Source organism: Tabrizicola flagellatus (assembly GCF_008271465.1).
Classification (GTDB): domain Bacteria; phylum Pseudomonadota; class Alphaproteobacteria; order Rhodobacterales; family Rhodobacteraceae; genus Tabrizicola; species Tabrizicola flagellata.
This window is the reverse complement of sequence record NZ_VMDU01000005.1, coordinates 56,746-80,736: the sequence shown is the minus strand read 5'-3', so window position 1 is coordinate 80,736 and position 23,991 is coordinate 56,746. Positions and strand designations below refer to the sequence as shown.

29 protein-coding genes are annotated in these 23,991 nt (G+C 67.1%); 11 read left to right on the top strand and 18 right to left on the bottom strand.

The genetic code is table 11. From position 1 onward, the window contains the following. Window positions 1-15: 15 nt before the first annotated feature. A complete protein-coding gene (locus tag FL625_RS09505; protein WP_149588427.1) occupies window positions 16-564 on the bottom strand; it encodes a L,D-transpeptidase in 549 nt (182 codons plus the stop codon). Window positions 565-992: 428 nt separating this feature from the next. Between FL625_RS09505 and FL625_RS09500 the strand changes: the two genes are divergently transcribed. The 6 genes from FL625_RS09500 (at window position 993) to FL625_RS09475 (ending at window position 6,309) form a co-directional block, all read left to right on the top strand. Further along, entirely contained in the window at window positions 993-1,553 is a 561-nt protein-coding gene (locus tag FL625_RS09500; protein WP_149588426.1) for a F0F1 ATP synthase subunit delta, read from the top strand. Further along, window positions 1,553-3,091 (top strand): F0F1 ATP synthase subunit alpha, encoded by a 1,539-nt coding sequence (gene atpA, locus FL625_RS09495; protein WP_149588425.1) that lies wholly within the window; start codon window positions 1,553-1,555, stop codon window positions 3,089-3,091. Before FL625_RS09500 ends, atpA begins: the two co-directional genes overlap by 1 nt. A gap of 22 nt (window positions 3,092-3,113) precedes the next feature. After that, the gene (locus tag FL625_RS09490) at window positions 3,114-3,980 is read left to right on the top strand and encodes a F0F1 ATP synthase subunit gamma (protein ID WP_149588424.1); all 867 of its coding nucleotides are present in this window, start codon (window positions 3,114-3,116) and stop codon (window positions 3,978-3,980) included. A 20-nt stretch (window positions 3,981-4,000) separates the two neighbouring features. Further along, entirely contained in the window at window positions 4,001-5,443 is a 1,443-nt protein-coding gene (atpD, locus tag FL625_RS09485) for a F0F1 ATP synthase subunit beta (RefSeq protein ID WP_149588423.1), read from the top strand. A 9-nt stretch (window positions 5,444-5,452) separates the two neighbouring features. Next, window positions 5,453-5,845, top strand: a complete 393-nt coding sequence (locus FL625_RS09480) for a F0F1 ATP synthase subunit epsilon (RefSeq protein WP_149588422.1) — start codon at window positions 5,453-5,455, stop codon at window positions 5,843-5,845. A gap of 116 nt (window positions 5,846-5,961) precedes the next feature. Next, entirely contained in the window at window positions 5,962-6,309 is a 348-nt protein-coding gene (locus FL625_RS09475) for an H-type lectin domain-containing protein (RefSeq protein WP_149588421.1), read from the top strand. On the opposite strand, the gene FL625_RS09470 is transcribed toward FL625_RS09475, so the two are convergent. The 8 genes from FL625_RS09470 to FL625_RS09435 form a co-directional block, all read right to left on the bottom strand. Then, window positions 6,306-7,223: a phosphatase PAP2 family protein gene (locus FL625_RS09470; protein ID WP_160147761.1), complete on the bottom strand. Its 918-nt coding sequence runs from the start codon at window positions 7,221-7,223 to the stop codon at window positions 6,306-6,308. The genes FL625_RS09475 and FL625_RS09470 overlap by 4 nt on opposite strands. A 132-nt stretch (window positions 7,224-7,355) precedes the next feature. Further along, entirely contained in the window at window positions 7,356-8,375 is a 1,020-nt protein-coding gene (locus FL625_RS09465) for a ribose-phosphate pyrophosphokinase (protein ID WP_149588419.1), read from the bottom strand. A 96-nt stretch (window positions 8,376-8,471) separates the two neighbouring features. Continuing rightward, window positions 8,472-9,488 carry a threonine aldolase family protein gene (locus tag FL625_RS09460; RefSeq protein ID WP_149588418.1) on the bottom strand — a complete coding sequence of 339 codons (1,017 nt, stop codon included), beginning with the start codon at window positions 9,486-9,488 and terminating at the stop codon, window positions 8,472-8,474. Beyond that, window positions 9,488-9,940: a YcgN family cysteine cluster protein gene (locus FL625_RS09455; protein ID WP_149588417.1), complete on the bottom strand. Its 453-nt coding sequence runs from the start codon at window positions 9,938-9,940 to the stop codon at window positions 9,488-9,490. The genes FL625_RS09460 and FL625_RS09455 overlap by 1 nt, the downstream gene beginning before the upstream one ends. After that, entirely contained in the window at window positions 9,937-10,860 is a 924-nt protein-coding gene (locus FL625_RS09450) for a bifunctional riboflavin kinase/FAD synthetase (RefSeq protein WP_149588416.1), read from the bottom strand. Before FL625_RS09450 ends, FL625_RS09455 begins: the two co-directional genes overlap by 4 nt. A 28-nt stretch (window positions 10,861-10,888) precedes the next feature. After that, entirely contained in the window at window positions 10,889-11,332 is a 444-nt protein-coding gene (locus FL625_RS09445; RefSeq protein WP_149588605.1) for a MaoC family dehydratase, read from the bottom strand. Between the two features lie 117 nt (window positions 11,333-11,449). Further along, on the bottom strand, window positions 11,450-12,340 hold the full coding sequence (locus tag FL625_RS09440; RefSeq protein ID WP_149588415.1) for a TIGR01459 family HAD-type hydrolase: 891 nt from the start codon (window positions 12,338-12,340) through the stop codon (window positions 11,450-11,452). 84 nt (window positions 12,341-12,424) lie between these two features. After that, complete coding sequence (locus FL625_RS09435) at window positions 12,425-13,342, bottom strand: manganese-dependent inorganic pyrophosphatase (protein ID WP_149588414.1); 918 nt, start codon at window positions 13,340-13,342, stop codon at window positions 12,425-12,427. Between the two features lie 287 nt (window positions 13,343-13,629). On the opposite strand from FL625_RS09435, the gene FL625_RS18080 reads away from it, so the two are divergent. Continuing rightward, complete coding sequence (locus tag FL625_RS18080) at window positions 13,630-13,800, top strand: hypothetical protein (RefSeq protein WP_160147760.1); 171 nt, start codon at window positions 13,630-13,632, stop codon at window positions 13,798-13,800. 41 nt (window positions 13,801-13,841) lie between these two features. Here FL625_RS18080 and FL625_RS09430 read toward each other — a convergent pair whose 3' ends face one another. Genes FL625_RS09430 through FL625_RS09420 form a run of 3 tightly spaced genes read right to left on the bottom strand, consistent with a single transcriptional unit; the run spans window position 13,842 to window position 16,428 of the window. Then, a complete protein-coding gene (locus FL625_RS09430; RefSeq protein WP_149588413.1) occupies window positions 13,842-14,732 on the bottom strand; it encodes a DMT family transporter in 891 nt (296 codons plus the stop codon). After that, entirely contained in the window at window positions 14,696-15,433 is a 738-nt protein-coding gene (locus tag FL625_RS09425) for an N-acyl homoserine lactonase family protein (protein ID WP_149588412.1), read from the bottom strand. The genes FL625_RS09430 and FL625_RS09425 overlap by 37 nt, the downstream gene beginning before the upstream one ends. Further along, window positions 15,430-16,428 (bottom strand): TraB/GumN family protein, encoded by a 999-nt coding sequence (locus tag FL625_RS09420; RefSeq protein ID WP_149588604.1) that lies wholly within the window; start codon window positions 16,426-16,428, stop codon window positions 15,430-15,432. Before FL625_RS09420 ends, FL625_RS09425 begins: the two co-directional genes overlap by 4 nt. Before the next feature lie 197 nt (window positions 16,429-16,625). Between FL625_RS09420 and groES the strand changes: the two genes are divergently transcribed. Then, window positions 16,626-16,913: a co-chaperone GroES gene (groES, locus tag FL625_RS09415; protein WP_149588411.1), complete on the top strand. Its 288-nt coding sequence runs from the start codon at window positions 16,626-16,628 to the stop codon at window positions 16,911-16,913. A gap of 63 nt (window positions 16,914-16,976) precedes the next feature. Then, window positions 16,977-18,614 (top strand): chaperonin GroEL, encoded by a 1,638-nt coding sequence (gene groL, locus FL625_RS09410; RefSeq protein ID WP_149588410.1) that lies wholly within the window; start codon window positions 16,977-16,979, stop codon window positions 18,612-18,614. A gap of 77 nt (window positions 18,615-18,691) precedes the next feature. On the opposite strand, the gene FL625_RS09405 is transcribed toward groL, so the two are convergent. The 3 genes from FL625_RS09405 to FL625_RS09395 are packed head-to-tail and all read right to left on the bottom strand — an operon-like array spanning window position 18,692 to window position 20,107. Further along, entirely contained in the window at window positions 18,692-19,174 is a 483-nt protein-coding gene (locus FL625_RS09405; protein WP_149588409.1) for a GNAT family N-acetyltransferase, read from the bottom strand. Continuing rightward, window positions 19,161-19,661 carry a GreA/GreB family elongation factor gene (locus tag FL625_RS09400; protein ID WP_149588408.1) on the bottom strand — a complete coding sequence of 167 codons (501 nt, stop codon included), beginning with the start codon at window positions 19,659-19,661 and terminating at the stop codon, window positions 19,161-19,163. The genes FL625_RS09405 and FL625_RS09400 overlap by 14 nt, the downstream gene beginning before the upstream one ends. Beyond that, window positions 19,658-20,107 carry an NUDIX domain-containing protein gene (locus FL625_RS09395; RefSeq protein ID WP_149588407.1) on the bottom strand — a complete coding sequence of 150 codons (450 nt, stop codon included), beginning with the start codon at window positions 20,105-20,107 and terminating at the stop codon, window positions 19,658-19,660. Before FL625_RS09395 ends, FL625_RS09400 begins: the two co-directional genes overlap by 4 nt. 108 nt (window positions 20,108-20,215) lie before the next feature. Between FL625_RS09395 and FL625_RS09390 the strand changes: the two genes are divergently transcribed. Further along, entirely contained in the window at window positions 20,216-20,902 is a 687-nt protein-coding gene (locus FL625_RS09390; protein ID WP_149588406.1) for an esterase/lipase family protein, read from the top strand. A 72-nt stretch (window positions 20,903-20,974) separates the two neighbouring features. On the opposite strand, the gene FL625_RS09385 is transcribed toward FL625_RS09390, so the two are convergent. Then, entirely contained in the window at window positions 20,975-22,042 is a 1,068-nt protein-coding gene (locus FL625_RS09385; RefSeq protein WP_149588405.1) for a 5-(carboxyamino)imidazole ribonucleotide synthase, read from the bottom strand. Beyond that, a complete protein-coding gene (purE, locus tag FL625_RS09380) occupies window positions 22,035-22,511 on the bottom strand; it encodes a 5-(carboxyamino)imidazole ribonucleotide mutase (RefSeq protein ID WP_149588404.1) in 477 nt (158 codons plus the stop codon). The genes FL625_RS09385 and purE overlap by 8 nt, the downstream gene beginning before the upstream one ends. 215 nt (window positions 22,512-22,726) lie before the next feature. Between purE and FL625_RS09375 the strand changes: the two genes are divergently transcribed. Then, window positions 22,727-23,692, top strand: a complete 966-nt coding sequence (locus FL625_RS09375; RefSeq protein ID WP_160147759.1) for a DMP19 family protein — start codon at window positions 22,727-22,729, stop codon at window positions 23,690-23,692. 3 nt (window positions 23,693-23,695) lie between these two features. Here FL625_RS09375 and FL625_RS09370 read toward each other — a convergent pair whose 3' ends face one another. After that, window positions 23,696-23,914, bottom strand: coding sequence for a YdcH family protein (locus FL625_RS09370; RefSeq protein ID WP_128516141.1), 219 nt, complete (start codon window positions 23,912-23,914; stop codon window positions 23,696-23,698). Window positions 23,915-23,991: the final 77 nt, after the last annotated feature.

The following is a 23,991-nucleotide window of genomic DNA, read 5'->3' as shown; positions in this document are numbered from 1 at the left end:
CTGGCCGGGGGCGGTTCAGATCACCCGGACGCGGGTGCCGATCGGGCAGAGCGCGAAGAGTTCGGCAATGTTCTCATTGTAGAGGCCGATGCAGCCGTCCGAGGAGCGGCGGCCGATCTTCCGCGTGTCGTGGGTGCCGTGGATGATATAAGCCGGCCAGGACAGATACATGGCATGGGTGCCGAGCGGGTTGTCCGGGCCGGGGCCGATCGGCTTCCAGTCGGGGTAGCGCTGCATCTGCGAGGGCGTGGGCGTCCAGCTGGGGCCGACCTTCTTGCGCACGATCTCGGTATAGCCACGCTTGGTCAGCTCGTCGGTCATCGGCACCGAAGTGGGATAGATGCGATAGTCGGAGCCGTCCGCGCTCCAGAAATGCAGGGCGCGTGAGCCGGTATCGGCGACGATGGTCGCGACACCGAGGCTGTCGAAATGGTCGCGCCAGTCCTGCGCGATGAAGGCAGAGGTGTTGCTGCGCACCGGCGCCTTGGTCTCGGCCCGGGCGAGGACGGGAAGGGCGAGAAGCCCCGCGCCGGCCCCGATGATGCTGCGCCGTGAAATCGTCATGTCCCAGCTTCCCTTTCGTCTGTCACATTCCGAACGCATTGATCGCTAACACAGCGCGGAGAGGCAACCGCCAGGCGCCTTGCCTGACGCGGTTGTGAGACAGAGTGACCGCGTGGACGAGGCCGAATCCATGGTGGGCAAAGCCCGGGCACCGCCGTCGCGACACCGCTTGAGTCGATGCTGCCGGCCATGCGGAGACGGGGCGGGCGGGACAAGCCTCTTCCGCCCGCGCGGCGATTGCGCAAACAGCGACAATCTGCGTCCCGATGCCCTCAAGAAACCGTGTTCAACCCGGTTGCGGGGTGGCAGAGGCTCTGCTAAGGACGCCCGCGACGGATGGCTTTCGCCACGGCCGCAGGGCCGAGGTGTGCGCCGATGGACCGCCCGGTTCGCAAGAGCCCAGGGCACGAGACAGCGGAAGGGTTGACGTGTCAGAACCAGCTTCGATCTCTCTGGGCATTGCCGCACGCTATGCGTCGGCCTTGTTCGATCTGGCCAAGGAAGGCGGCGGGCTGAAGGAACTTGAAGCCGATGCCGCCGCGCTGACCGAGACGCTGGCCGCCAGCGAGGAGCTGCGCGCGATGATCGCCTCTCCGGTCGTCAGCCGCGAGGATCAGGGCAAGGTGATCGCCGCGATCGGCGCGAAGCTGGGCCTGTCCACCCTGACCGCGAATACACTCGCACTGATGGCCGACAAGCGCCGCCTGTTCGTGCTGCCGCAGTTCGCCGCGCAGCTGACCGACATGATCGCCGCCGAGAAGGGCGAAGTGACCGCCGAGGTCACCGCCGCCCGCGCGCTGACCGCGGCCCAGTCGAAGAAACTTGCCGAGACGCTGAAGGCCCGCGTCGGCAAGACCGTGAAACTGAAAACGACCGTCGATGAAAGCCTCATCGGCGGTCTTGTCGTCAAGCTGGGCTCGACCATGATCGACACTTCGGTCAAGGCAAAGCTCGCGGCCCTGCAAAATGCAATGAAAGAGGTTGGGTGATGGGAATCCAGGCTGCTGAGATCTCTGCGATCCTGAAGGAGCAGATCAAGAACTTCGGCAAGGACGCGGAAGTGGCCGAAGTCGGCCGCGTGTTGTCGGTCGGCGACGGGATTGCCCGTGTGCATGGCCTCGACAACGTGCAGGCCGGCGAGATGGTCGAATTCCCCGGCGGCATCCGCGGGATGGCGCTGAACCTGGAAGTGGACAACGTCGGTATCGTTATCTTCGGCGACGACCGGGACATCAAGGAAGGCGACACCGTCAAGCGCACCAAGGCCATCGTGGACGTGCCGGCGGGCGACGGGCTTCTGGGCCGCGTCGTGGACGCGCTGGGCAACCCGATCGACGGCAAGGGGCCGATCAAGGCCTCCGAGCGCCGCGTGGCCGACGTGAAGGCGCCGGGCATCATTCCGCGCAAGTCGGTGCATGAGCCGATGGCGACCGGCCTGAAGGCAGTGGACGCGATGATCCCCGTCGGCCGTGGCCAGCGGGAACTGATCATCGGCGACCGGCAGACCGGCAAGACCGCCGTGGCGCTGGACACGATCCTGAACCAGAAGTCCTACAACGAAGCCGCCGGTTCGGACGAATCGAAGAAGCTCTACTGCGTCTATGTCGCGGTCGGGCAGAAGCGGTCCACCGTTGCCCAGCTGGTGAAGAAGCTGGAAGAGACCGGCGCCATGGCCTACACGATCGTCGTGGCCGCCACCGCTTCGGACCCCGCGCCGATGCAGTTCCTGGCGCCCTATTCGGCCACCGCCATGGCGGAATACTTCCGCGACAACGGTCGCCATGCGCTGATCATCTACGATGACCTGTCCAAGCAGGCCGTGGCCTATCGCCAGATGTCGCTGCTGCTGCGTCGTCCGCCGGGGCGCGAGGCCTATCCGGGCGACGTGTTCTACCTGCACTCGCGCCTGCTGGAACGTTCGGCCAAGTTGAACGAGGATTTCGGCGCCGGTTCGCTGACGGCGCTGCCGATCATCGAGACCCAGGCGGGCGACGTGTCGGCCTATATCCCGACCAACGTGATCTCGATCACCGACGGTCAGATCTTCCTGGAAACCGAACTGTTCTATCAGGGCATCCGTCCGGCCGTGAACACCGGTCTGTCGGTGAGCCGCGTGGGCTCCTCGGCCCAGACCTCGGCGATGAAGTCGGTCGCGGGCAAGGTGAAGCTGGAACTGGCGCAGTACCGCGAGATGGCGGCCTTCGCGCAGTTCGGTTCCGACCTCGACGCCTCGACCCAGGCGCTCCTGAACCGCGGCGCGCGCCTGACCGAGCTGATGAAGCAGAACCAGTATTCGCCGATGACCAACGCCGAGATCGTCTGCGTGATCTTCGCCGGCACCAACGGCTATCTCGACAAGATCGCGGTCAAGGACGTGGGCCGGTTCGAGGCGGGTCTGCTGCAGCACCTGCGCACCAAGGGCAAGGCGCTGCTGGACGACATCACCAAGAACGACCGCAAGGTGGCGGGCGATCTGGAAAAGGCCATCCGCGCGGAACTCGACGCCTTCGCCAAGACCTTCGCTTGAAGCGCCCTGAAGGAGTAGGCAGATGCCCAGCCTGAAGGACCTCAAGAACCGGATCGGAAGCGTGAAGAACACGCGGAAGATCACCAAGGCGATGCAGATGGTCGCCGCAGCCAAGCTGCGGCGGGCGCAGGAGGCTGCCGAGGCCGCCCGACCCTTCGCCGAGCGGATGACGGCGGTGATGTCGGCCCTGGCCGCCGGCGTCGGCACCGGGGAAGGCGCGCCGAAGCTTCTGGCCGGGAACGGCAAGGACCAGGTGCATCTTCTGGTGGTGATGACCTCGGAGCGCGGCCTTTGCGGCGGCTTCAACTCGTCCATCGTCAAGCTGGCGCGCACCCGCGCCAACGAACTTGTGGCGGCGGGCAAGACGGTGAAGATCCTGACCGTCGGCAAGAAGGGCCGCGAGCAGCTGAAGCGCGACTGGGGCAATGCCTTTGTCGGCCATGTCGATCTGAGCGAGGTCAAGCGCGTGGGTTATGCCAATGCGCAGGCCATCGCCCGCGAGGTCATGGCGGCCTTCGAGGCCGGCGAGGCCGACGTGGTGACGATCTTCTACAACCGCTTCCAGTCGGTCATCAGCCAGATCCCGACCGAACAGCAGGTGATCCCGGCCAAGTTCGAAGCCACCGGCGCTTCGGCACTGTACGACTACGAACCCTCGGAAGAGGCGATCCTGGCCGACCTTCTGCCGCGCGGCGTGGCCACGCAGATCTTCACCGCCCTTCTGGAAAACGGCGCCTCGGAGCAGGGCGCGCGGATGTCCGCGATGGACAACGCGACCCGCAATGCCGGCGACATGATCAACAAGCTGACGATCCAGTACAACCGGAGCCGTCAGGCCGCGATCACCAAGGAACTCATCGAAATCATTTCGGGCGCCGAGGCGCTCTGACGAACCCGGAGTAAAAGACAATGGCAAAAGCCCCGAAAGCATCCGCTGGCACCGGCAAGGTGACGCAGGTCATCGGCGCCGTCGTCGACGTTCAGTTCGATGGCGCGCTGCCCGCGATCCTGAACGCGCTGGAAACCACCAACAACGGCAAGCGCCTGATCCTCGAGGTCGCGCAGCACCTCGGCGAGAACACCGTGCGCACCATCGCCATGGACGCGACCGAAGGCCTTGTGCGCGGCACCGCCGTGAAGGACCTGGGCGCACCGATCTCGGTGCCCGTGGGCGACGCGACGCTGGGCCGCATCCTGAACGTCATCGGCGAGCCGGTGGACGAGAAGGGCCCGGTCGTGGCCAAGGAAACCCGGGCGATCCACCAGCCCGCCCCGGCCTTCAGCGAGCAGGCGACGGAAAGCCAGATCCTGGTGACCGGCATCAAGGTGATCGACCTCTTGGCGCCCTATGCCAAGGGCGGCAAGATCGGCCTCTTCGGCGGCGCTGGCGTGGGCAAGACGGTTCTGATCATGGAACTGATCAACAACATCGCCAAGGTGCACTCGGGCTATTCGGTGTTCGCCGGTGTGGGCGAGCGGACCCGCGAGGGCAACGACCTCTATCACGAGATGATCGAATCGGGCGTCATCAAGATCGACGACCTGTCCGCCTCCAAGGTGGCGCTGGTCTATGGCCAGATGAACGAACCCCCGGGGGCCCGTGCCCGCGTGGCGCTGACTGGCCTGACCCTGGCCGAACAGTTCCGCGACCAGTCGGGGACCGACGTTCTGTTCTTCGTGGACAACATCTTCCGCTTCACCCAGGCGGGTTCGGAAGTGTCGGCGCTTCTGGGCCGTATCCCTTCGGCCGTGGGCTACCAGCCGACGCTGGCCACCGACATGGGCGCGCTGCAGGAACGCATCACCTCGACCAAGGCCGGCTCGATCACCTCGGTGCAGGCGATCTACGTTCCGGCCGACGACCTGACCGACCCCGCGCCGGCCACGTCGTTTGCCCACCTCGACGCCACCACGGTTCTGTCGCGGGCGATCTCGGAACTCGGGATCTACCCGGCGGTGGACCCGCTCGACTCGACGAGCCGCATCCTCGACCCGCAGATCGTGGGCGAGGAGCACTACAACGTCGCCCGTTCGGTGCAGGGGATCCTTCAGCGCTACAAGTCGCTGCAGGACATCATCGCCATCCTCGGGATGGACGAACTTTCGGAAGAGGACAAGCTGACCGTGGCCCGCGCCCGGAAGATCCAGCGCTTCCTGTCGCAGCCGTTCGACGTGGCGAAGGTCTTCACCGGCTCGGACGGCGTGCAGGTGCCGCTGGAAAAGACGATCGCCTCGTTCAAGGCGGTGGTGAACGGCGAGTATGACCACCTGCCGGAGGCGGCATTCTACATGGTCGGCGACATCGAGGAAGTGAAGGCCAAGGCCGCCAAGCTCGCTGCGGCAGCGGCGTAAGGGGGCAAGATGGCCAGCTCGGTTCAATTCGATCTCGTCAGCCCGGAACGGCGCCTCGCGTCGTTCCCGGCATCCGAGGTCCAGATCCCCGGCGCAACGGGCGATCTGACGGCGATGGAGGGCCATGCGGCCACCATCACCTCGCTGCGGCCAGGCCTGCTGAGGGTGGTCGGCGCAGAGGGCACGAAGGCCTATGTGGTGACCGGCGGCTTTGCCGAGATCAGCGCGACGGGCGTTTCGGTCCTGGCCGAACAGGCGGTTCCTCTGGACGAACTGACCCCGGCGACGCTGGACGCGCTGGTGGCCGATGCCTGCGAGGCGGCGGCCGTCAACCCGGACAAGGACGCGGCCGACAAGGCGGTGGCCGACCTCTACGCGATGCGGGCGGCGGCTGGGCTGTAAGCCGATTGCCAGACCTGCCTACGAAGGCCCCGCAAGTGCGGGGCCTTTGCATTTTTCTGGCCCTCGGCCAGAAGTTTCGGCATCATGACGCCCGAGTTTGAGGTCAGGCTGTCGTGATGCGGCGCATTTCCGGGGCTGTCGGCATTGATCGGGGCACCACGATGCTGTTCACCGACTTTGCGCATGACGGCGCGATGTGGACCGGATCCGGCCCGCGCGAGGTGCGGCACGACCAGCGCTACAGCGAGGCGTTCCAGGCGCCGCCCGTGGTCACCGTCGGCATCTCGCTATGGGACATCGACCACCAGACGAACTCGCGCGTGGACATCACCGCCGAGAACGTCACCGCGACCGGCTTCGTGATCGTGTTCCGCACCTGGGCCGATACCCGCATTGCACGGATCCGGGCCGACTGGCTGGCGATCGGGCCGCTGCGCGACGAGGATGACTGGGACGTGACCTAGGCCCTGCGGATCAGCCGGTTGGCCATCCAGACGCCAAGGGCGAATACCAAAAGTCCGGCAAGAAGATCGACCAGGTGGTGGCCGCCATGGGTCAGCGTCGCCGGCACCATGGCGGTGTTGACCGCCAATGCGGGCAGGAAAACCGGCGTGGCGCGGGTGAACCAGACCACCATCAGCGCCATGATCATGTGGTAGGAGGGGAAGGCCACGACGCCGGTGATAACCTCGGGGCTGATCCGGCCAGGGCCTACCTCGACCAGTTTCAGGAGATGCTGGCCATAGGCGGGGTTGAAGTAGAGCCCGGTCGCCTGCCGCTGCGCCTCGGGGATGCTGTGAAAGGCCGAGGGGCCGACGCTGGGCACGACCCACCAGATCGCCACCGCCAGGATCAGCGTCAGCATGCCGACAAGGAGAAAACGGTGCAGTTCGGTCGGTCGCGAGAGGGCGGCCAGCACGACGATGGTCAGGAGGATCTGGACCAGGGACGTGTGGTAGATCCAGCCCAGAAGCCAGGCCAGGCCGGGATAGTCGGCCAGCCAGGCAACGACGGTCGGCCAGTCATAGCCCAGCGCGGCGTCGGCCCGGATCAGCGCGGGGTCGATCAGCGGGTTCGGCAGCGGGAAAAGCGCGAAGATGAAGATCGAGGAGACGGCGGTGAAGCCGGTGAAGATGGCGGCGCCAACCAGCGCCAGGGCGATCCGCGGGGTGGCCTTCGCCTGCCGCACATAGCCGCCGATCAGGGCAAGGCCCAGCGTGGCGGCATAACCGGCCAGGAACGGCGGCAAGTTCACCGACCGCCCCATCGCGAGGACGAGCACCACGGCCAGGGCGCCGACAAGGGCCGTGACGGCCAGAAGCCGCACCTCGACCGGCAGAAAGCGCACGAGGCGCGAAAGCCCCGGTTCCGCAGGCATGGCGTTTGACTGCATCTGCTGGCCGCCCATTCAGTTCAGGCCCGCATTCAACGCAGGCCCGCAACAATCCGTGGGTTACACCGGCATTGCGCTGACTTTATGGCAAGACCGGCACGGATTCGCGTCAGCGGATCAGGGGCGCTGGTAGAGACCCTCATAGATCGGGACCAGGGTGTCGGTCTCGAACAGGCTGGAGACGGACATCCCGCCCCAGATGTTCAGGATCGCCTGAGCGAACATCGGGGCGGTGGGGACGATGCGGATGTTCTTCGCCACCTTCACCTTGTCGCCCTGTTCGATCGAGTCGGTGATGACCAGCGATTTCATCACCGAATTCGCCACCCGTTCCACCGCCGGCCCCGAAAGCACGCCATGGGTGATGTAGCTGTGGACCTCGGTCGCCCCGGCCTCCATCAGCGTCTCGGCGGCCTTGCAGAGCGTCCCGGCGGTGTCGCAGATGTCATCGACGATGATGCACTTGCGGCCCTTCACGTCGCCGATCACGGTCATCTCGGCCACCTCGCCGGCCTTCTCGCGCCGCTTGTCCACGATGGCGAGAGGGGCGCTGATCCGCTTGGCCAGTTCCCGCGCCCGCGCCACGCCGCCCACGTCGGGCGAGACGATCATGATGTCGTCCATCTGGCCCTTGAAATGGTGCTCGATGTCCAGCGCGAAGACCGGGGCGGCATAGAGGTTGTCCACCGGGATGTCGAAGAAGCCCTGGATCTGGGCAGCGTGCAGGTCCAGCGTCAGCACGCGGTCCACGCCCGCCGTCTCGATCAGGTTCGCCACCAGCTTGGCGCTGATCGGGGTGCGCGCCTTGGCGCGGCGGTCCTGGCGGGCATAGCCGAAATAGGGGATCACGGCGGTGATCCGGCTGGCCGAGGACCGGCGCAGCGCATCGACCATGATGAGCAGTTCCATCAGGTTGTCGTTCGCCGGGTTCGAGGTCGGTTGGATGACATACATGTCCTCGCCGCGGACGTTCTCGAAGACCTCGACGAAGATCTCCTGGTCGTTGAAGCGTTCGACCCGGGCATCGACGAGATTGACGCTCATCCCCCGGTGCATCGACATGCGCCGCGCGATGGCCTTGGCCAGCGGCTGGTTGGCATTGCCGGCGATGAGCTTGGGTTCGGTGACGGCGGGCATGGCGTCCTCGGTGACGGATTCGTGACGGCCCCCGCTTATCACCCGGTGCTGCGCTTGCAAACCGGCGCGACCGCTAACGGCGCGAAAAACGCAGGGTCAGAAGGCGTTCAGGAAGGCATCCACCTCGGCCTCGGTGGTGCACCAGCTGGCGACGAGCCGCGCCTTCTCGCGCCCCTCGGGTGCCGTCCAGCGGTAATAGACCGCGCCGGCGGCCTCGAGCCTGTCGTGATGCCCCGCGGACCATTCCGGGAACAGCATGTTGGCGTCCGCCGGGGGCACATGCGCCTGCCGATCGCGCAGGCCCTGCGCCAGGCGCTGGCCCATGGCATTGGCCCGGGCCGCCAGCCGCAGCCAGAGGCCGTCGGTCAGATAGGCCTCCATCTGTGCCGACAGGAACCGGTGCTTGGAAAAGAGATGCCCGCCCCGCTTGCGGCGGAGTTCCAGTTCCCAGGCCTTGGCCGGGTTGAAGAGGACCACGCCCTCGACCCCCAGGCAGCCGTTCTTGGTGCCGCCCAGCGACAGCACGTCGATCCCGGCCTTCCAGGTCATCTCGGCGGGCGTCGCGCCGGTGGCGACCAGTGCATTGGCGAAGCGCGCGCCGTCCAGGTGGCAGGGGATGCCCCTGGCCTTCGCGAGCGCCGTCAGCGCGGCGATCTCGGCCGGGGTATAGACGGTCCCGGCCTCGGTGACATTGGTCAGCGACAGCATCCCCCGCTGCACGCCATGCACGCCGCTTTCCCCGGTGGTGGAGAGCGCCAGCGCGAGAGCGTCGGGCGTGATCTTGCCATGCGCGCCGGGGACCAGCACCAGCTTGGCGCCGGAATAGAACTCGGGCGCGTTGCATTCGTCCTCGGCGATATGGGCATGGGTGTGGCAGAACACCGCGTCCCAGGGCTGGACATGGGTCGCGATGGCCAGCGCATTGGCGGCGGTGCCGGTGGCGACAAGGCGGACTTCGGCGTGCGGAGCCTCGAAGATCTCGCGCACCAGATCGGTGACGCGGGCCATGGCCGCATCGGCGCCGTAGCTGCGCTCGTAGCCCTCGTTGGCCTTCAGGATCGCGGCCAGGATCTCGGGGGCGGCGCCAGAGGTGTTGTCGGAGGCAAAGCGCATCAGGGGGTTTCCTCGATCAGGTAGTCTTCCCAGTCCTCCTCGGGGACCAGGCCTTCGGGGATGGTTATGCCTTTGACCGACTGGCCTGCCCTGTGGGTGCTGTCAGGGTCTCCGGTGACCAGGGGATGCCAGTCGGGCAGTGGAATGCCCTGATAAAGGCGCTTGTAGGCGCAAGTTGCGGGCAACCAGTAGGCGATCTTCGGAAGCTTCTTGGGCGTCAGGACCACACATTCCGGGACATAGCGCTTGCGGTTCGGATAGTCGCGGCACTGGCAGGTATTTCCGTCGAACAGGCGGCAGGCAATGCGGGTATAGGCGACCTCGCCGGTGTCCTCGTATTCCAGCTTGTTCAGGCAGCACTTGCCGCAGCCGTCGCAGAGCGCCTCCCACTCGGCCGGGGTGAGTTTCGAGAGCGGCACCATCTCCCAGAACCGGGGGCGGAGCCCGGTCATGACGCGGACAGGATGGCGCGGGCCTGGGCGCAGTCGGCCTCCATCTGCGCGATCAGGGCGGGCAGGCCGTCGAACTTCAGTTCGGGGCGCAGGAAGTCCACCAGCGCGACGGAAAGGTGGTGGCCGTAGAGGTCGCCCTTGAAATCCATGAGATAGGTCTCGAGGTTCGGCACCTCGCCCGCGAACATCGGCCGCACGCCAAGGCTCGCAGCGCCCATGTAGGACCCGGCATGGGGGCCGGTCAGCACATCGACCTTCACCGCGTAGACCCCGAAGCGCGGCAGGTGCAGGCCGGTCAGCGCCATGTTTGCGGTGGGATAGCCAAGCTCGCGGCCCCGCTTCTCGCCATGGATCACTTCGCCCTCGATCCGGTGCAGGTGGCCCAGCATGGCGGCGGCGTCGCGGGGGCGCCCCTCGCTCAGCGCCTCGCGGATCGCGGTGGAAGAGACCTCGCGTCCGGCGATCTGGACCAGCGGCGCGATGGTGGTGTCAAAGCCGAAGCGGTCCCCCAGCGCGGCAAGGTCTCGGGCGGTGCCGGCGCGGCCCTTGCCGAAGCAGAAATCGGCGCCGACGACGACATGGGAAATCCCCAGCCCCTTGGCCAGCACGTCGCGGGCGAATTCCTCGGGCGTGAGCGCGGCAAGCGCGCGGTTGAACGGCAGCTGGAACAGGTGCTGCACGCCGAGCTTGGCCAGCCGGTTCGCCCGCGCCTCGGCGTTCATCAGCCGGAAGGGCGGGGCCTCGGGGGCAAAGACCTGACGCGGATGCGGCTCGAAGGTGACGATGCCGAGGGGGCCGCGACCGCGCGCGAGGTCGATCACCGACTGATGGCCGAGATGCACCCCGTCGAAATTGCCCATCGCGCAAGATGTGCCCCGGGCGGCCGGATCAAGCCACTGGAAATCCTGATGAATCTGCATCCGCGCCCTTCAGGGGGCGTCTGCCCCGTCAGTCGAACTTGCGGCTGGGCGCCAGTACCAGCGCCTCGCCCTTCACGACTACGGTTTTACCGACCGAGGCGAGGGTTTCAAGGGTCACCCGGCGTTTGGCGTGGTCGATGCCGGTGACGGTGACCTCGGCGCGCACCATGTCGCCGGGGCGGACGGGTGCCATGAACTTCAGGCTTTGCCCCAGATAGACCGTGCCGTGGCCCGGAAGCTGTTCCCCGATCACCGCCGAGATCAGCCCGGCGGTCAGCATCCCGTGGGCGATGCGGCCCTCGAAGATCGTGTCCTGGGCATAGGCGTCGTCGAGGTGGACCGGGTTCCGGTCGGTCGAGACTTCGGCGAACAGCTCGATGTCGCGGTCGGTGATGACCTTCATCAGATGGCGGGACATGCCGATCTCGATGTCCTCGATGCAGATCGTTCCGCGGGGCATGTTGTCGAGCATGGGGTCCGAATCCCTTCCGGTCATGCGGCACCCTAGCACGCGCTGCGACGCAGCACAATCGGTCACGCAAGAATTGTTCAATCGGACTTTCGTCTGTGAACGAATGTTGCTGCGCAGTCAGCGCAGACGGCCCATGGCGTAGGTGGGCGACAGTTCCAGCCCGTCGAGCCAGTCGTCCAGCCGGGCGGGATCGGGATTCTCCGGGTCGGGGCCAAAGCGGTCGGCTTCGAGCCCGCCGCTGATGAACAGCGTGTCCAGCCCCTCGCCTATTCCGCCGCGTATGTCGGTGGAAATCCCGTCTCCGATGCAGAGGATCGCGGGGTCTGCCGGCGCGCCCGCCTCGGCCAGACGGCGACGGGCAAGGTCGTAGATCGGCGGATGCGGCTTGCCGAAATAGAGCGTCCGGCCGCCCATCGCCTCGTAGGCCTCGGCCAGGGCGCCAGCGCAGTAAAGCCGGCGGTCGCCGAGGTCCACCACGATGTCGGGGTTGGCGCAGAGCATGGGCAGGTCCAGCGTCTTGCCCAGCAACAGCGCGGCGCGGTAGTCGTCGGGCGTCTCGGTCAGGTCGTCGCGCAGGCCGGTGCAGACGATGCCCTCGGCCTCGCGCAGCGGCACCCGCTCGATGGGGGGCTGGGTGGCGGCATAGGCGGCCAGGTCCCCGGCGAAATCGGTGAAGAAGGCCTCGTCCTTCGGGGCGCCGATGTGGTGGACCTTTCGCCCGACGGCACCCGACAGCATCCCCATCTGCGCCGCATCTCCCGAGGTCACGATGAGATCCCAGGCATCGCGCGGCACCGACAGGCCGTCGAGTTGCGCGACCACGCTGGACATCGGGCGCGGCGCGTTGGTCAGCAGGACGACCTTGCCGCCCGAGGCGCGGAACCCCTGAAGGGCCGCCACCGCCGCCGGATAGGCCGCCTTGCCGTTGTGCAGGCAGCCCCAGAGATCGCAGAACACGGCATCATAACGGCCGGTCAGGTCGGCGAGCGAGCGGAGGATCTCGGTCATTCGGGGCCTCGTCGGCAGGCCGCAGCGGCCAGGTCGGGGAAGGGGCGGGCGTCCGGTCTCAACGCCGGAGGCCCGCCTGCGGTTTCACAGTTTCAGCGCCGGGATGATCTGCTTCTTGCGGCTCATGATGCCGGGCAGGACCACGGTGTCGCCGGTGACCTTTGCACCGAACGAGGCCTCGGCCAATTGCTTCACCAGGTCGTTCGGGACCAGCAGCGTCGCCTCTTCCTTCAGGATGTCGATGATGAACAGCAGGACCTGGTCGGCGCCGTCCTCTTTCGCCACGTCCACCATGGACCGCATCAGGCTGTCCTTGCGGTCGAGGAGCACCTTGGGCGCGGTGGTCTCCAGCACCGAGACGCGCAGTTCCTTGCCGGCGACAGTGTATTCCTTGCTGTCCATCCGCAGCAGTTCCGCATCCGAGAAGGCCGAGACATCCGACTTGGCCTCGAACATCTGCGCGGCCAGTTCGGGGATCGAGACGCCAAGATCGGCCGCCAGCTTCTCGGCCACGGCGCGGTCGTGCGGGGTGGTGGTGGGGCTGCGGAATTCCAGCGTGTCGGACAGGATGCAGGACAGCATCGCGCCCTTGATCGCCGCCGGCGCCTTGGCCAGCGCGTCGCCCATCAGGTCGTGCATGATGGTGGCGGTGCAGGCCAGCGGGCGGATGGTGATGTCGATGGGGTTCTTCGTCTTGAGACCGCCGACCAGCATGTGGTGGTCGATGATGCCCTGCACCTTGGCCTCGTTGATCGAGGGCGGCAATTCGGCCGGGTTGTTGGTATCGACGATCACCACCTTGTCGTCCGCGGTCACGTCCTGGATGATTTCGGGCTTGTCCAACCCCCAGCGGCGCAACACGAAGGCGGCTTCGGTGTTCGGCTCTCCCAGCAGGACGGGTTTCGCCGGGGTGCCGGTCTCGTTCAGATACCAGGCCCAGATGATCGGAGAGCCGGTGGAATCGGTGTCGGGGGATTTGTGGCCGAAGACGAGGGTGGTCATGGGATGCCCTTGGGTGTTGCGGTTTTCGCGCGCGGTATAGGCGAGGGCGGGGCGATTGTCACGCGGGGCGGGATGTGGCAGGATGCCCGCCTTGGCAGAGGAGTTGTCGTGTCATGGACCTGACCGTCTGACGCCCCCCTGGGGGGCATGAGCGGGGCCCGATGGCCCGAGTGCAGCCCTTCACCCGAGGAGTGCCCTGAGAATGGACAAGACCGTTTCGGCCTGAGCGCCGTTTCGCGACCGGTCGCGCGCCGGTCCATCCATCCTATTCAATACAGGGGCAGATCATGCCGAAGACCAAGACTGGAAGACCCGCCATGGCGGGGTTGAAGCCGTTGCAGAAGGCGGCGAAGGGGCCGGGGTTCGACCCGGCGGTCCTGAAGGGGCCGAAAGGGCCGCAGGGGCCGAAACTGGTGCCGAAACGGGGGATGATCCCCGGCAAGGCCGGCCAGCGTTAAGGCTGCCGGGGGGGGGCGCCCTGTCCGGGCGCCCCCATGCGCTAGCGCGGGGCCGGTTGCCGCGCGGTCCACAGGATATGGCCGACCGAGGCCGCCATCACCATCGCCCCGCCGACCAGGGTCGGGGGCGTCGGCGTCTCGTGGAACACCAGCCAGACCCAGACCGGGGTCAGCGCGGTTTCCAGCGCACCGATCAGCGCGGTTTCGACCGGCGAGGTGTGGCGCGAGCCGAGGATGAACAGTGCCAGCCCGGCGGTGGAGTTCACCAGGCCGAAGGCGACAAGCAGGGTAATGTTCCAGGCGGTCAGGCCCTCGACCGTGGCGAAGGGCGCCATGACGAGCGGCGCCCAGATCGCCGAGACGATCCCGGCGGCGAGCGTGGGCGTCTCGGGCCGGCCGCGCAAGATCAGGATCATGCCGGCCATGGCCAGCACCATGCCGAAGGCCATGGCATCGCCGATCAGCGTGCCGTCGCCGCCGAGGCCGACCATGATCGTCGCCCCCGCCAGCGCCAGACCGGCGGCGGCAAGACCCGCGCGCCCCGGCGCCTCGCGCAGGAGCCACCAGCCGAGGAAGGCCGCGACGAAGGGCAGCGTGGCATAGATGATCGCGACATGGGCGATCGAGGTGGCCTTCAGGCTGCCGACGAAGAACAGCATGCCAAGGCCCGAACAGAGCGCATAGCCCCAGCCCGCCGGGCCAAGCCGGACGAAATCGCCGAAGCCTTGCCGTCCGCGCAGCCAGAGCAGCACCACGACCAGCCCCGCCGCCCCCGCCAGCCCGCGCCAGAGGATCACGGTCGGCGTGTCCAGCGGAATGGCGCGGGCGAAGAGGCCCGAGGTGCTCCAGGCCAGGGTGGATGCGAGAAGCAGCAGCACACCCTGGCGATGGGCCTCTACCACGGCCGGGGCGCCTTGGGCAGCAGTGGCCATTGTGTCGGCTCGTGGCCGTAGATCAGCACCGCCTCGGGCGGGGCAACCGACAACAGGTAACTGGCCGAGGCCTGCGAGGCGGCGGGATCGGCGGAATCGGCAAAGCCCTCGGCGGGTTCCGAAATGCGGTTCAGCGCGTCGATGGCCAGGATCGCGCTGCGCCCGTCAGCGAGCGTCACCAGCGCCGACAGATGCCCCGCCGTGTGGCCGGGAGTGGGGACCAGGGTCAGCCCCTCGCAGACCGGGGTGTCGGCCTCGATCCGGACGTAGGTTGTCTCGGGCCAGGCGATCGGGGGGGCGTCGCCGAAGTAGAGCGGCGCGGGCTCGGCCCGTTCGCGGTCGGTCAGGACCACGGGGGCATGGGCGAAAAGCGGCAGCGAGCCGACGTGGTCGATGTGCCCGTGGCTGAGGATCACCAGGTCGATGTCGGCGGGCCTGAGCCCCAGCAGCGCCAGCGCGCCCTCGGCAGTCTGGTCGGGGCGGAAGTCGATCAGCCGGCCAAAGCGGGGCAGCCCGTCGCGCGCGGGCCGGTCGGGGTCGGTCAGGTAGTCCGGGGGAAAGCCCGTGTCGATCAGGATGCGCTGGCCGCGGTCGGTTTCCAGCAGATAGGCCGGGATGCCGATGATGCGCTCGCCGCCCCGCACCTCGAACAGGCCGAGGTCGAGGATGAACAGTCGCTCGATGCGCCCCGGCAGGATCAAAACTGCAACTCGGTCAGACTGAAGCCCTGTTGCCGGAGCAGGTTCAGCACGCCCTGCTCGCCCGAAAGATGCAGCGCGCCGAAGGCGGCGACCACGGGGCCTTCCTTCGCTGCCTGGGTCAGCACCGGAATCCAGGCGCGGTTGCGGGCATTCATCAGCAGCTCTTCCATCCGCGCGAACTCGGCATCCACCTGCGCGCGGGTGTAGCCGGGCAGGTCATAGCTGATCTGGCGCATGAACTCCCAGATCTCGCGGCTGCGACCGGCGAAATAGCTGTCGGCGAGGGTGACGGCGTGATCCTCGGACCGGTCCTCGAGGGCGAGCGTCGATTGCAGCATGGCAAGGATCTCCTCGTCGGTCATGCTGTCGAACAGGGTGAAGATCGTGTCATATGGCTCCAGCGCGCGGACGGGCGTGCCCGCAGCCAGAGCCGCGTCGATCACCATGCCGTCAAGGCCCTTGGGGTCGGACATCTGCTCCATGGCGCAGGGCGGGATGGCCAGGACGGCCAGCACATACCAGGGCCGGAACTTCGCCGCCATGAAGCCGGGAATGCCGCGTTTGGACATGGCATCGGACAGTTGCGCCCAGACCTCGGCCGGCAGTTGTTCAAAGAGCGTTGGGCCGGTAGTGATGAACATCCGCGCGGGCTCGCGAGCAACCAGGTCCATCAGCGCCTTTTCTTCCTCGGGACCGGATTCGACCAACACCGTCGTGGCGTCGGCGATGAAGAGTTGCAGCTTGTCGAGGTTCGCCTGGTGGCGCGGGTCGTCGAAATGATAGGTGCCGGCGATGGTTATGACCTCGTCGCCGCGCACCGCCTGCCAGAAATTGCCCTTGGGGAAGGGGACGGCCTCGGCGGCGTCACGGATGCTGGCAAGCTTCGCGGGATCCATCTCCTCGAACAGATTGCGCCCGCCACAGAGCGCGAGGGCGGGCAGCGCGTGCAGGAAGGACAGGACAAGGGCAAGGGTGACGGCGGCAAGGCGGGACATGGGCACCACTGGACGGTTGCGACGGATGATCGGCATCGTGGCATCGGACCGCCAAAAGGCAATGCGAAAAACCGTTCCCGACGCCCGGACGGGGAGTTGACAGGCGGGGCGGGATTGCCTACCTCACCGCCGTTAGCACTCGCCTTGCCTGAGTGCTAATCGAATTCAAACCTGGTGACTCAAGGGAGAACCTCCAGATGGCTTTCAAACCCCTGCATGACCGTGTTCTGGTCAAGCGCGTCCAGTCCGATGAAAAGACCAAGGGCGGGCTGATCATCCCCGACACCGCCAAGGAAAAGCCCGCCGAGGGCGAAGTCGTTGCCGTGGGCGAAGGCGCCCGCAAGGATTCGGGCGAGCTGATCGCCCCGTCGGTGAAGGCCGGCGATCGCGTGCTGTTCGGCAAGTGGTCGGGCACCGAAGTGACCCTGAACGGCGAAGAACTGCTGATCATGAAGGAAAGCGACATCCTCGGCATCATCGCCTGAGGATAGATGGGTGGAATCCCACCCCAAGCGTTCCGCAATCAATCCATTCAAGGAGCTGTCATAATGGCTGCTAAAGACGTCAAGTTCGACACCGACGCCCGCGACCGCATGCTGCGCGGCGTCAACATCCTCGCCGACGCCGTGAAGGTGACCCTCGGCCCGAAAGGCCGCAACGTCGTGATCGACAAGTCCTTCGGCTCTCCCCGCATCACCAAGGACGGCGTGACCGTCGCCAAGGAAATCGAACTCGCCGACAAGTTCGAGAACATGGGCGCCCAGATGGTGAAGGAAGTCGCTTCCCGCACCAATGACGAGGCCGGCGACGGCACCACCACCGCGACCGTTCTGGCGCAGGCGATCATCCGCGAGGGCATGAAGGCCGTTGCCGCCGGCATGAACCCGATGGACCTGAAGCGCGGCATCGACCTGGCGACCCACAAGGTCGTCGAGGCGATCAAGGCTGCCGCCCGCCCGGTCAAGGACTCGGACGAAGTGGCGCAGGTCGGCACCATCTCGGCCAACGGCGAGGCCCAGATCGGCCGCTTCATCGCTGACGCGATGCAGAAGGTCGGCAATGAGGGTGTGATCACCGTCGAAGAGAACAAGGGCATGGAGACCGAAGTCGAAGTGGTCGAAGGGATGCAGTTCGACCGCGGCTACCTGTCGCCCTACTTCGTGACCAACGCCGACAAGATGGTCGCGGAACTGGAAGACGCGTTCATCCTGCTGCACGAGAAGAAGCTGTCGTCGCTGCAGCCGATGGTTCCGCTGCTGGAAGCCGTCATCCAGTCGCAGAAGCCGCTGGTCATCGTGGCTGAAGACGTCGAAGGCGAGGCTCTGGCCACGCTGGTCGTCAACAAGCTGCGTGGCGGCCTGAAGATCGCGGCCGTGAAGGCCCCGGGCTTCGGCGACCGTCGCAAGGCCATGCTGCAGGACATCGCGATCCTGACCGGTGGCCAGGTCATCTCGGACGACCTCGGCATGAAGCTGGAGAATGTCGGGCTCGACATGCTGGGCCGCGCCAAGAAGGTCGTCATCAAGAAGGATGACACCACGATCATCGACGGCGCCGGCGACAAGAAGGAGATCGAAGCCCGCGTCAGCCAGATCCGCGCCCAGATCGAGGAGACCACCTCGGACTACGACCGCGAGAAGCTGCAGGAGCGTGTGGCCAAGCTCGCCGGTGGTGTTGCCGTCATCCGCGTCGGCGGCATGACCGAAGTCGAAGTGAAAGAGCGCAAGGACCGCGTCGATGACGCCCTGAACGCGACCCGTGCGGCCGTGCAGGAAGGCGTGATCGTCGGCGGCGGTGTGGCCCTTGTTCAGGCGGCCAAGACGCTGGAAGGGCTGAAGGGCGCCAACAGCGACCAGGATGCCGGCATCGCCATCATCCGCCGCGCGCTGGAGGCTCCGCTGCGCCAGATCGCCGACAACGCCGGCGTGGACGGCTCGGTCGTCGCGGGCAAGATCCGCGAGTCGAACGACAAGAACTTCGGCTTCAACGCCCAGACCGAAGAATATGGCGACATGTTCAAGTTCGGCGTGATCGACCCGGCCAAGGTGACCCGCACCGCTCTGGAAGACGCGGCGTCGGTGGCTTCGCTGCTGATCACCACCGAGGCGATGATCGCCGACCGCCCCGAGCCGAAGGCTGCCCCGGCGATGCCGGCTGGCGGCGGCATGGGCGGGATGGACTTCTGATCCATCCGGTCAACGAGACAGGAAAGGGCGCCTTCGGGCGCCCTTTTCTCTTGACGCCCGAAAGCGCAGCGCCGGTGTCAGAGAGGTTTCACAAGCCGTTCGATCCAGTGTCCTGTCGTGCCATCCTGGCGGCGCAGGCCTGTCGCCCGGAAGCCCTCGCGTTCCCAGAAGGCCCGACCACGCAGATTGACGTCGAGAACGGCAAGGTAAATTCGCGGGGCGTGGCGTTTGCGGGCGAGTGTTTCGGCATGGGCGAGGAAGGCCCTGCCATGCCCGGCCCCTTGTGCCCAGGGACCGAGGATCATCAGTCCGAGATAGGCGTCGCCAGGCTCAGGGAAGCCGTAGGAGATTTCGGCCACGCCCGAAAGCCTGTGGTTCAGGAACAGGCCGAGGCGGTCGCTGTCCGCCGGATCGCAGTTCGGCGGGGCGTCGATGAAGAAATCCTGCGCCTGCGCCTTCGGGTCGCAGCGGCCTTTGGCCATGAGCCAGTAATCCGGCGCCTCGCGGTAGAATTGAGCGACCAGCGCGGTTTCCGAGGTGAAAAGCTCACGGATCCGCATGGGCGATCCGGACGATCTCGAGATCGATAGGGCCGGACGGGCGCTTCCAGGTGACCACATCGCCAACCTGCGCGCCGAGAAGAGCGCGCGCGAGCGGGGAGTTCGGAGCGATGCGATGGCGCGTCGCGTCGGCCTCGTCCTCGCCCACGATCTCGTAGGTGGTCTCGCGGCCATCCGGGTCGCTGACGGTGACGGCAAGGCCGAAGGCGACCTCGGACAGGTCGTGCCCGGCCGGGTCGATCACGACGGCGGCCTTCAGCCGCGCCTCAAGCCAGCGGAGGTCCCGCTCGGCGGCGGCCTCGGGCAGCTTGTCCAGCCGGTCGGGCCGGTCCTTCAGGGCAGCAAGATCCAACTGGCGTCGGGCAATCTGTGCATGCAGGGCGGCAAGGCCGCGCGGGGTGACGATGTTCGGCCCCGGCGGAACGGGGAGTTCCGGCAGGTCGGGACGGTCGGCCCCGGCATCCTCGTTGACGAAGGCGCGGCTCATTTGAGGATCGCCTCCAGCGGGTCGTAGAGGGCGCTACCATTGCCCCAGGCGGCCTCGGGCAGGCTGTCGGGCTTGAAGCGGATGCCGGCAAGCTCGGCGCGCGAGTAGAAGCGCCGGTCGGTGACGACGCCCTCGGGGTCCTGCCAGGCGTCGTCGATCTCGCCCCCGGCAATGGTGCAGCGGAAGAACAGGTCGATCTGGTGAAAGCCGGTGTCGGGGTCGTGGAATTCGTTCACAAGGACGGGCGGTCCGACGGCGATGGTCAAGCCGGTTTCCTCCATCACCTCCCGCGCGAGGTTTTCGGGAAGCGATTGACCGGACTCGCAGCCGCCGCCGGGCGCGCACCACAGGCCAAGGCGCCGGTCGGGATAGGCGTTGACCAGAAGCAGCCGGTCCTGGTGCAGGATCAGAGCGCGGACGGCGATGCGGGGCTTGAAGCGGGCCATGGTGTCCAAGGGTTGCGCGGGGTCGGGCCCGTTGTCCAGAGGCGGCGCGACGCAGGGTCAGGCTTGCCGGCCCTTCCCAAGGTCCCTGCAAGCGCGCATGGTCCGGCCATGCGCCTGAAACTGCCCCTTCGCCTGCCCGCCGACCGCCCCGCAGGACATGCCCCGACCGAGCGGGTGATCCTGGTGCATGGCCTTGCGAGGTCGGCGCGCTCGCTTGCGGCCATGGGGCTGGCGCTGCGGGCGGCGGGCTATGCGGTGGCCCATGCCGCCTATCCGTCCACCAGGGCCGCGCCCGAGGCGATGGTGGCCGAGGTCGCCCGCGCCCATGCCGCGCCCTTCGCGGGCACGACGCATTTCGTCACCCATTCGATGGGCGGTATCCTGGTGCGCGACTGGCTGGCGCGGGGGCATCCGCCGGGGCTGGGCCGCGTGGTGATGCTGGCTCCGCCCAATCACGGGTCGGAACTGGTGGATCATTTCGGCGACTGGAAGGTGTTCCAGATGATCAACGGCCCCGCCGGCCTGTCCTTGGGCACCGGGCCGGACAGCTGGCCGAACCGCCTGCCCCCGGCCGATTTTCCGCTGGGTATCATCGCGGGGACGCGCTCGGTCAGCCCCTGGTTCAGCCAGCTTCTGCCGGGGCCGGACGACGGCAAGGTGACGGTGGCCTCGACCCGGCTGGAGGGGATGGCGGACCACCTGACGCTGCCGGTCAGCCACACCTGGATGATGGTCAACCCGACGGTGATCCGGCAGGTGATCCACTTCCTGCGGGAAGGGCGGTTCCTGCGCTGAGGCTCGTCGTGCGCCTTCGGCTTCTCCTCGCGAGGGCCCGCCGACGAGAAGCCGCAGGCGCACGAGGAGGCGTCAGGCGCGGATGATCCGGTTCACATGGCCCATCTTCCGACCGGGGCGGGGCGCGCCCTTGCCGTAAAGATGGACAGCCGTGTCACAGGCCTTCAAGAGGTCGGGCACCCGCAGCACGTCGTCGCCGATCAGGTTCTCCATCACCACGTCGGCATGGCGGTTGCCGTCGCCGAGCGGCAGGCCCGCCACGGCGCGGATATGCTGTTCGAACTGGTCCACCGTGCAGCCCTGTTGCGTCCAGTGGCCGGAATTGTGGACGCGCGGCGCGATCTCGTTGACCAGAAGCCCGCGCGGTGTGACGAACAGCTCCACCCCCATCACGCCGACATAGTCCAGAGCGTTCAGGATCCGGGCGGCGATCAGCACGGCATCGGCGCGCTGGCCGGGGGTCAGGCGTGCGGGCACTGTGGTCGTGCGCAGGATGCCTTCGCGGTGGATGTTCTCGCCCGGATCGTAACATGCGACCGAGCCATCCAGAGCGCGCGCGGCGATGACGCTGACCTCGCGCTCGAAGGCGACGAAGCCCTCCAGCACCGAGGCCGCACCGTTCATCGCGGCCCAGGCGGCAGGGATGTCGGCTTCGCCGTCCAGCCTGGCCTGGCCCTTGCCATCGTAACCGAGGCGGGTGGTCTTGAGGATCGCGGGAAGGCCGAGGCTTTCGGCGGCGGCGCGAAGATCGGCCTCGGAGTCAACCTGCGACCAGGGGGCGGTCTGCAATCCGAGGTCGTTCAGAAAGCTCTTCTCGGCGATCCGGTCCTGGCTGACGGCCAGCGCCCGGCGGTTGGGGCGGATCGGCTTCAGGCTTTCCAGAAGGTCCAGCGCCGAGGTCGGCACGTTCTCGAATTCGTAGGTTATGACATCGACCGAACCCGCGAAGGCGCGCAGCGCCGCTTCGTCCTCGTAGGGCGCGGTGGTGACGCGATGCGCCACGTCGCCCGCAGGGGCGGCGCCGGGTTCGTAGATGTGGCAGCGATAGCCAAGGCGGCTGGCAGCAACCGAGAGCATCCGCCCCAGTTGCCCGCCGCCGAGTATCCCGATGGTCGCGCCTTGCGGCAGGGCGTCAGTCATCGGACGGCTCCTCGGGGATCGAAGCCGACAGCGCCTCGCGCCAGGCGTCCAGCTTCGCGGCCACGGCGGGGTCGGAGGTCGCAAGGATCGCGGCGGCCATCAGGCCAGCATTGGCCGCCCCGCCGATGGCCATGGTGGCGACCGGGTAGCCCTTGGGCATCTGGAGGATCGAATAGAGCGAATCGACGCCCGACAGCGCCTTTGTCTGCACCGGAACGCCGATCACCGGCACCCGGGTCTTGGACGCCATCATCCCCGGCAGGTGCGCCGCCCCGCCTGCGCCGGCGATGATGACCTTGAGGCCTCGCGCGACGGCGGTCTTGCCATAGTCCCACAGCCGGTCGGGCGTGCGGTGCGCGCTGACGATCCTGGTCTCGTAGGGGATGCCGAGCTCGTCCAGGATCTCGGCCGCGGCCTTCATGGTCGGCCAGTCGCTTTGCGACCCCATGATGATCCCGACGTCAGCCATCCGCGCCTCCTGTCTGCCGGGCCTGCCTTACACGAAGGACGGGGGCCGGCGAAAGGGGGACCGGCGCTGTTGGCTTGTCCTGGTCCGCGAATGTGCGACTTTAGGGGAAAGCGGAGCGGGTCATGCGGTGTCTTGCAGGGTTGGTGTTGTGGGTGTGGCTGACAACCGGGGCAGGTGCCAGCCCCTGCGAACCCGGGGCGCGGCTGGACTATCCAATGAGCGAGGTCCTGGGCGAAGAAGCCTGGTCCTACGCGGTCGAGGCCATCACCCGCGACGACATTCCGCCGGACCCCGACCCGGCGCTGCGCAATGCCGGCGCCTTCGCCTCAGTCATGCGGGAACGGTCCGCAGCCCTGCCCGAGCCCCTGGCCGACCTGCCCTACCTGATCCTGCTGTGGGAAAAGGCGACCTATCCCGACCCGCTCTACAGCCTGACCTACCTGGAACCTTCCACCGTGCTGCCCGAAATCGTCGCGGCTGCCGAACGCCACGGCCTGTCCGCCGAGGCCCGTTACCTGCGCACTCCGTTGACCCTCTGGCCCGATTGGGACGCCGGCCCTGCGGAGCGCATGGCAGACCGCGCGGTCCTGGACGGCGGACTGCGCGGCCTCGCCCTGCGCGCGGCGTCAACGGCGCTGCATGGGTCGGAACCGCGCATCCTTGCCGCAACCGAGGCGCTGATCGCAAGCGATCCGGGCCTTGCCGCGGAGTTCGAGGCAAGGCGGCAGGGCGCGGACAGGCACCGGCGCGTGGATCACCTGGCCTGGCGCCTGATCACCGAATGTCTGGCCGGCTGGTGGACACCGGACGAGGCCGACGCCGCCTTTGCCGAAATGGGTCCGGCGCAGGCGGACATCCTGCTCATGCACTTCTTCCTCGCGGAAAGCTTCAACGGCAGCGCGCACCAGTATTTCTACAACTCCTCCGGCACGATGGCGCCGCAGCTGGCCGCGCTTCTGGACCGGATCGGCCTTCCCGACCACGCTGCGGGGGTGCGGCAGGGTATGGCGGTGTTCCCCGCGCCCTATCCGCGCGATACCGACGCTCGGCGCGAGATCATGGCGACCTTCTCCGAGGCCCAGGACAACGCGCTTTACGCCATCACCGCCTGGGCCGATGACGGCATGATCCTGGAGGCGATGGCCCGGCTGGCCGAAGAGTCGGGGCTGATGCCCAGATAGGCGTCAGGCGATGATATCGGGGATCAGCATGTCCTCGATCTTCACGATCTGGTCCTTCAGCGCCAGCTTCTGCTTCTTCAGCCGGCGCAGGGTCAGCTGGTCGGGTCTCCCGGTCTGCTCCAGGGCATGAATGGCCTCGTCCAGGTCGCGGTGTTCGCGACGGAGGACTTCCAGACGGATGCCCAGCATCTCTTCATGGCTGAGTTCGGTGGGGGCGTTCATGGCTGTGACGAATCGGTTCCTGCCTTTGTGCAAGGATATAGGAAAGCACCGCCCTTGCGGGAAGGTTTCTGCCGAAA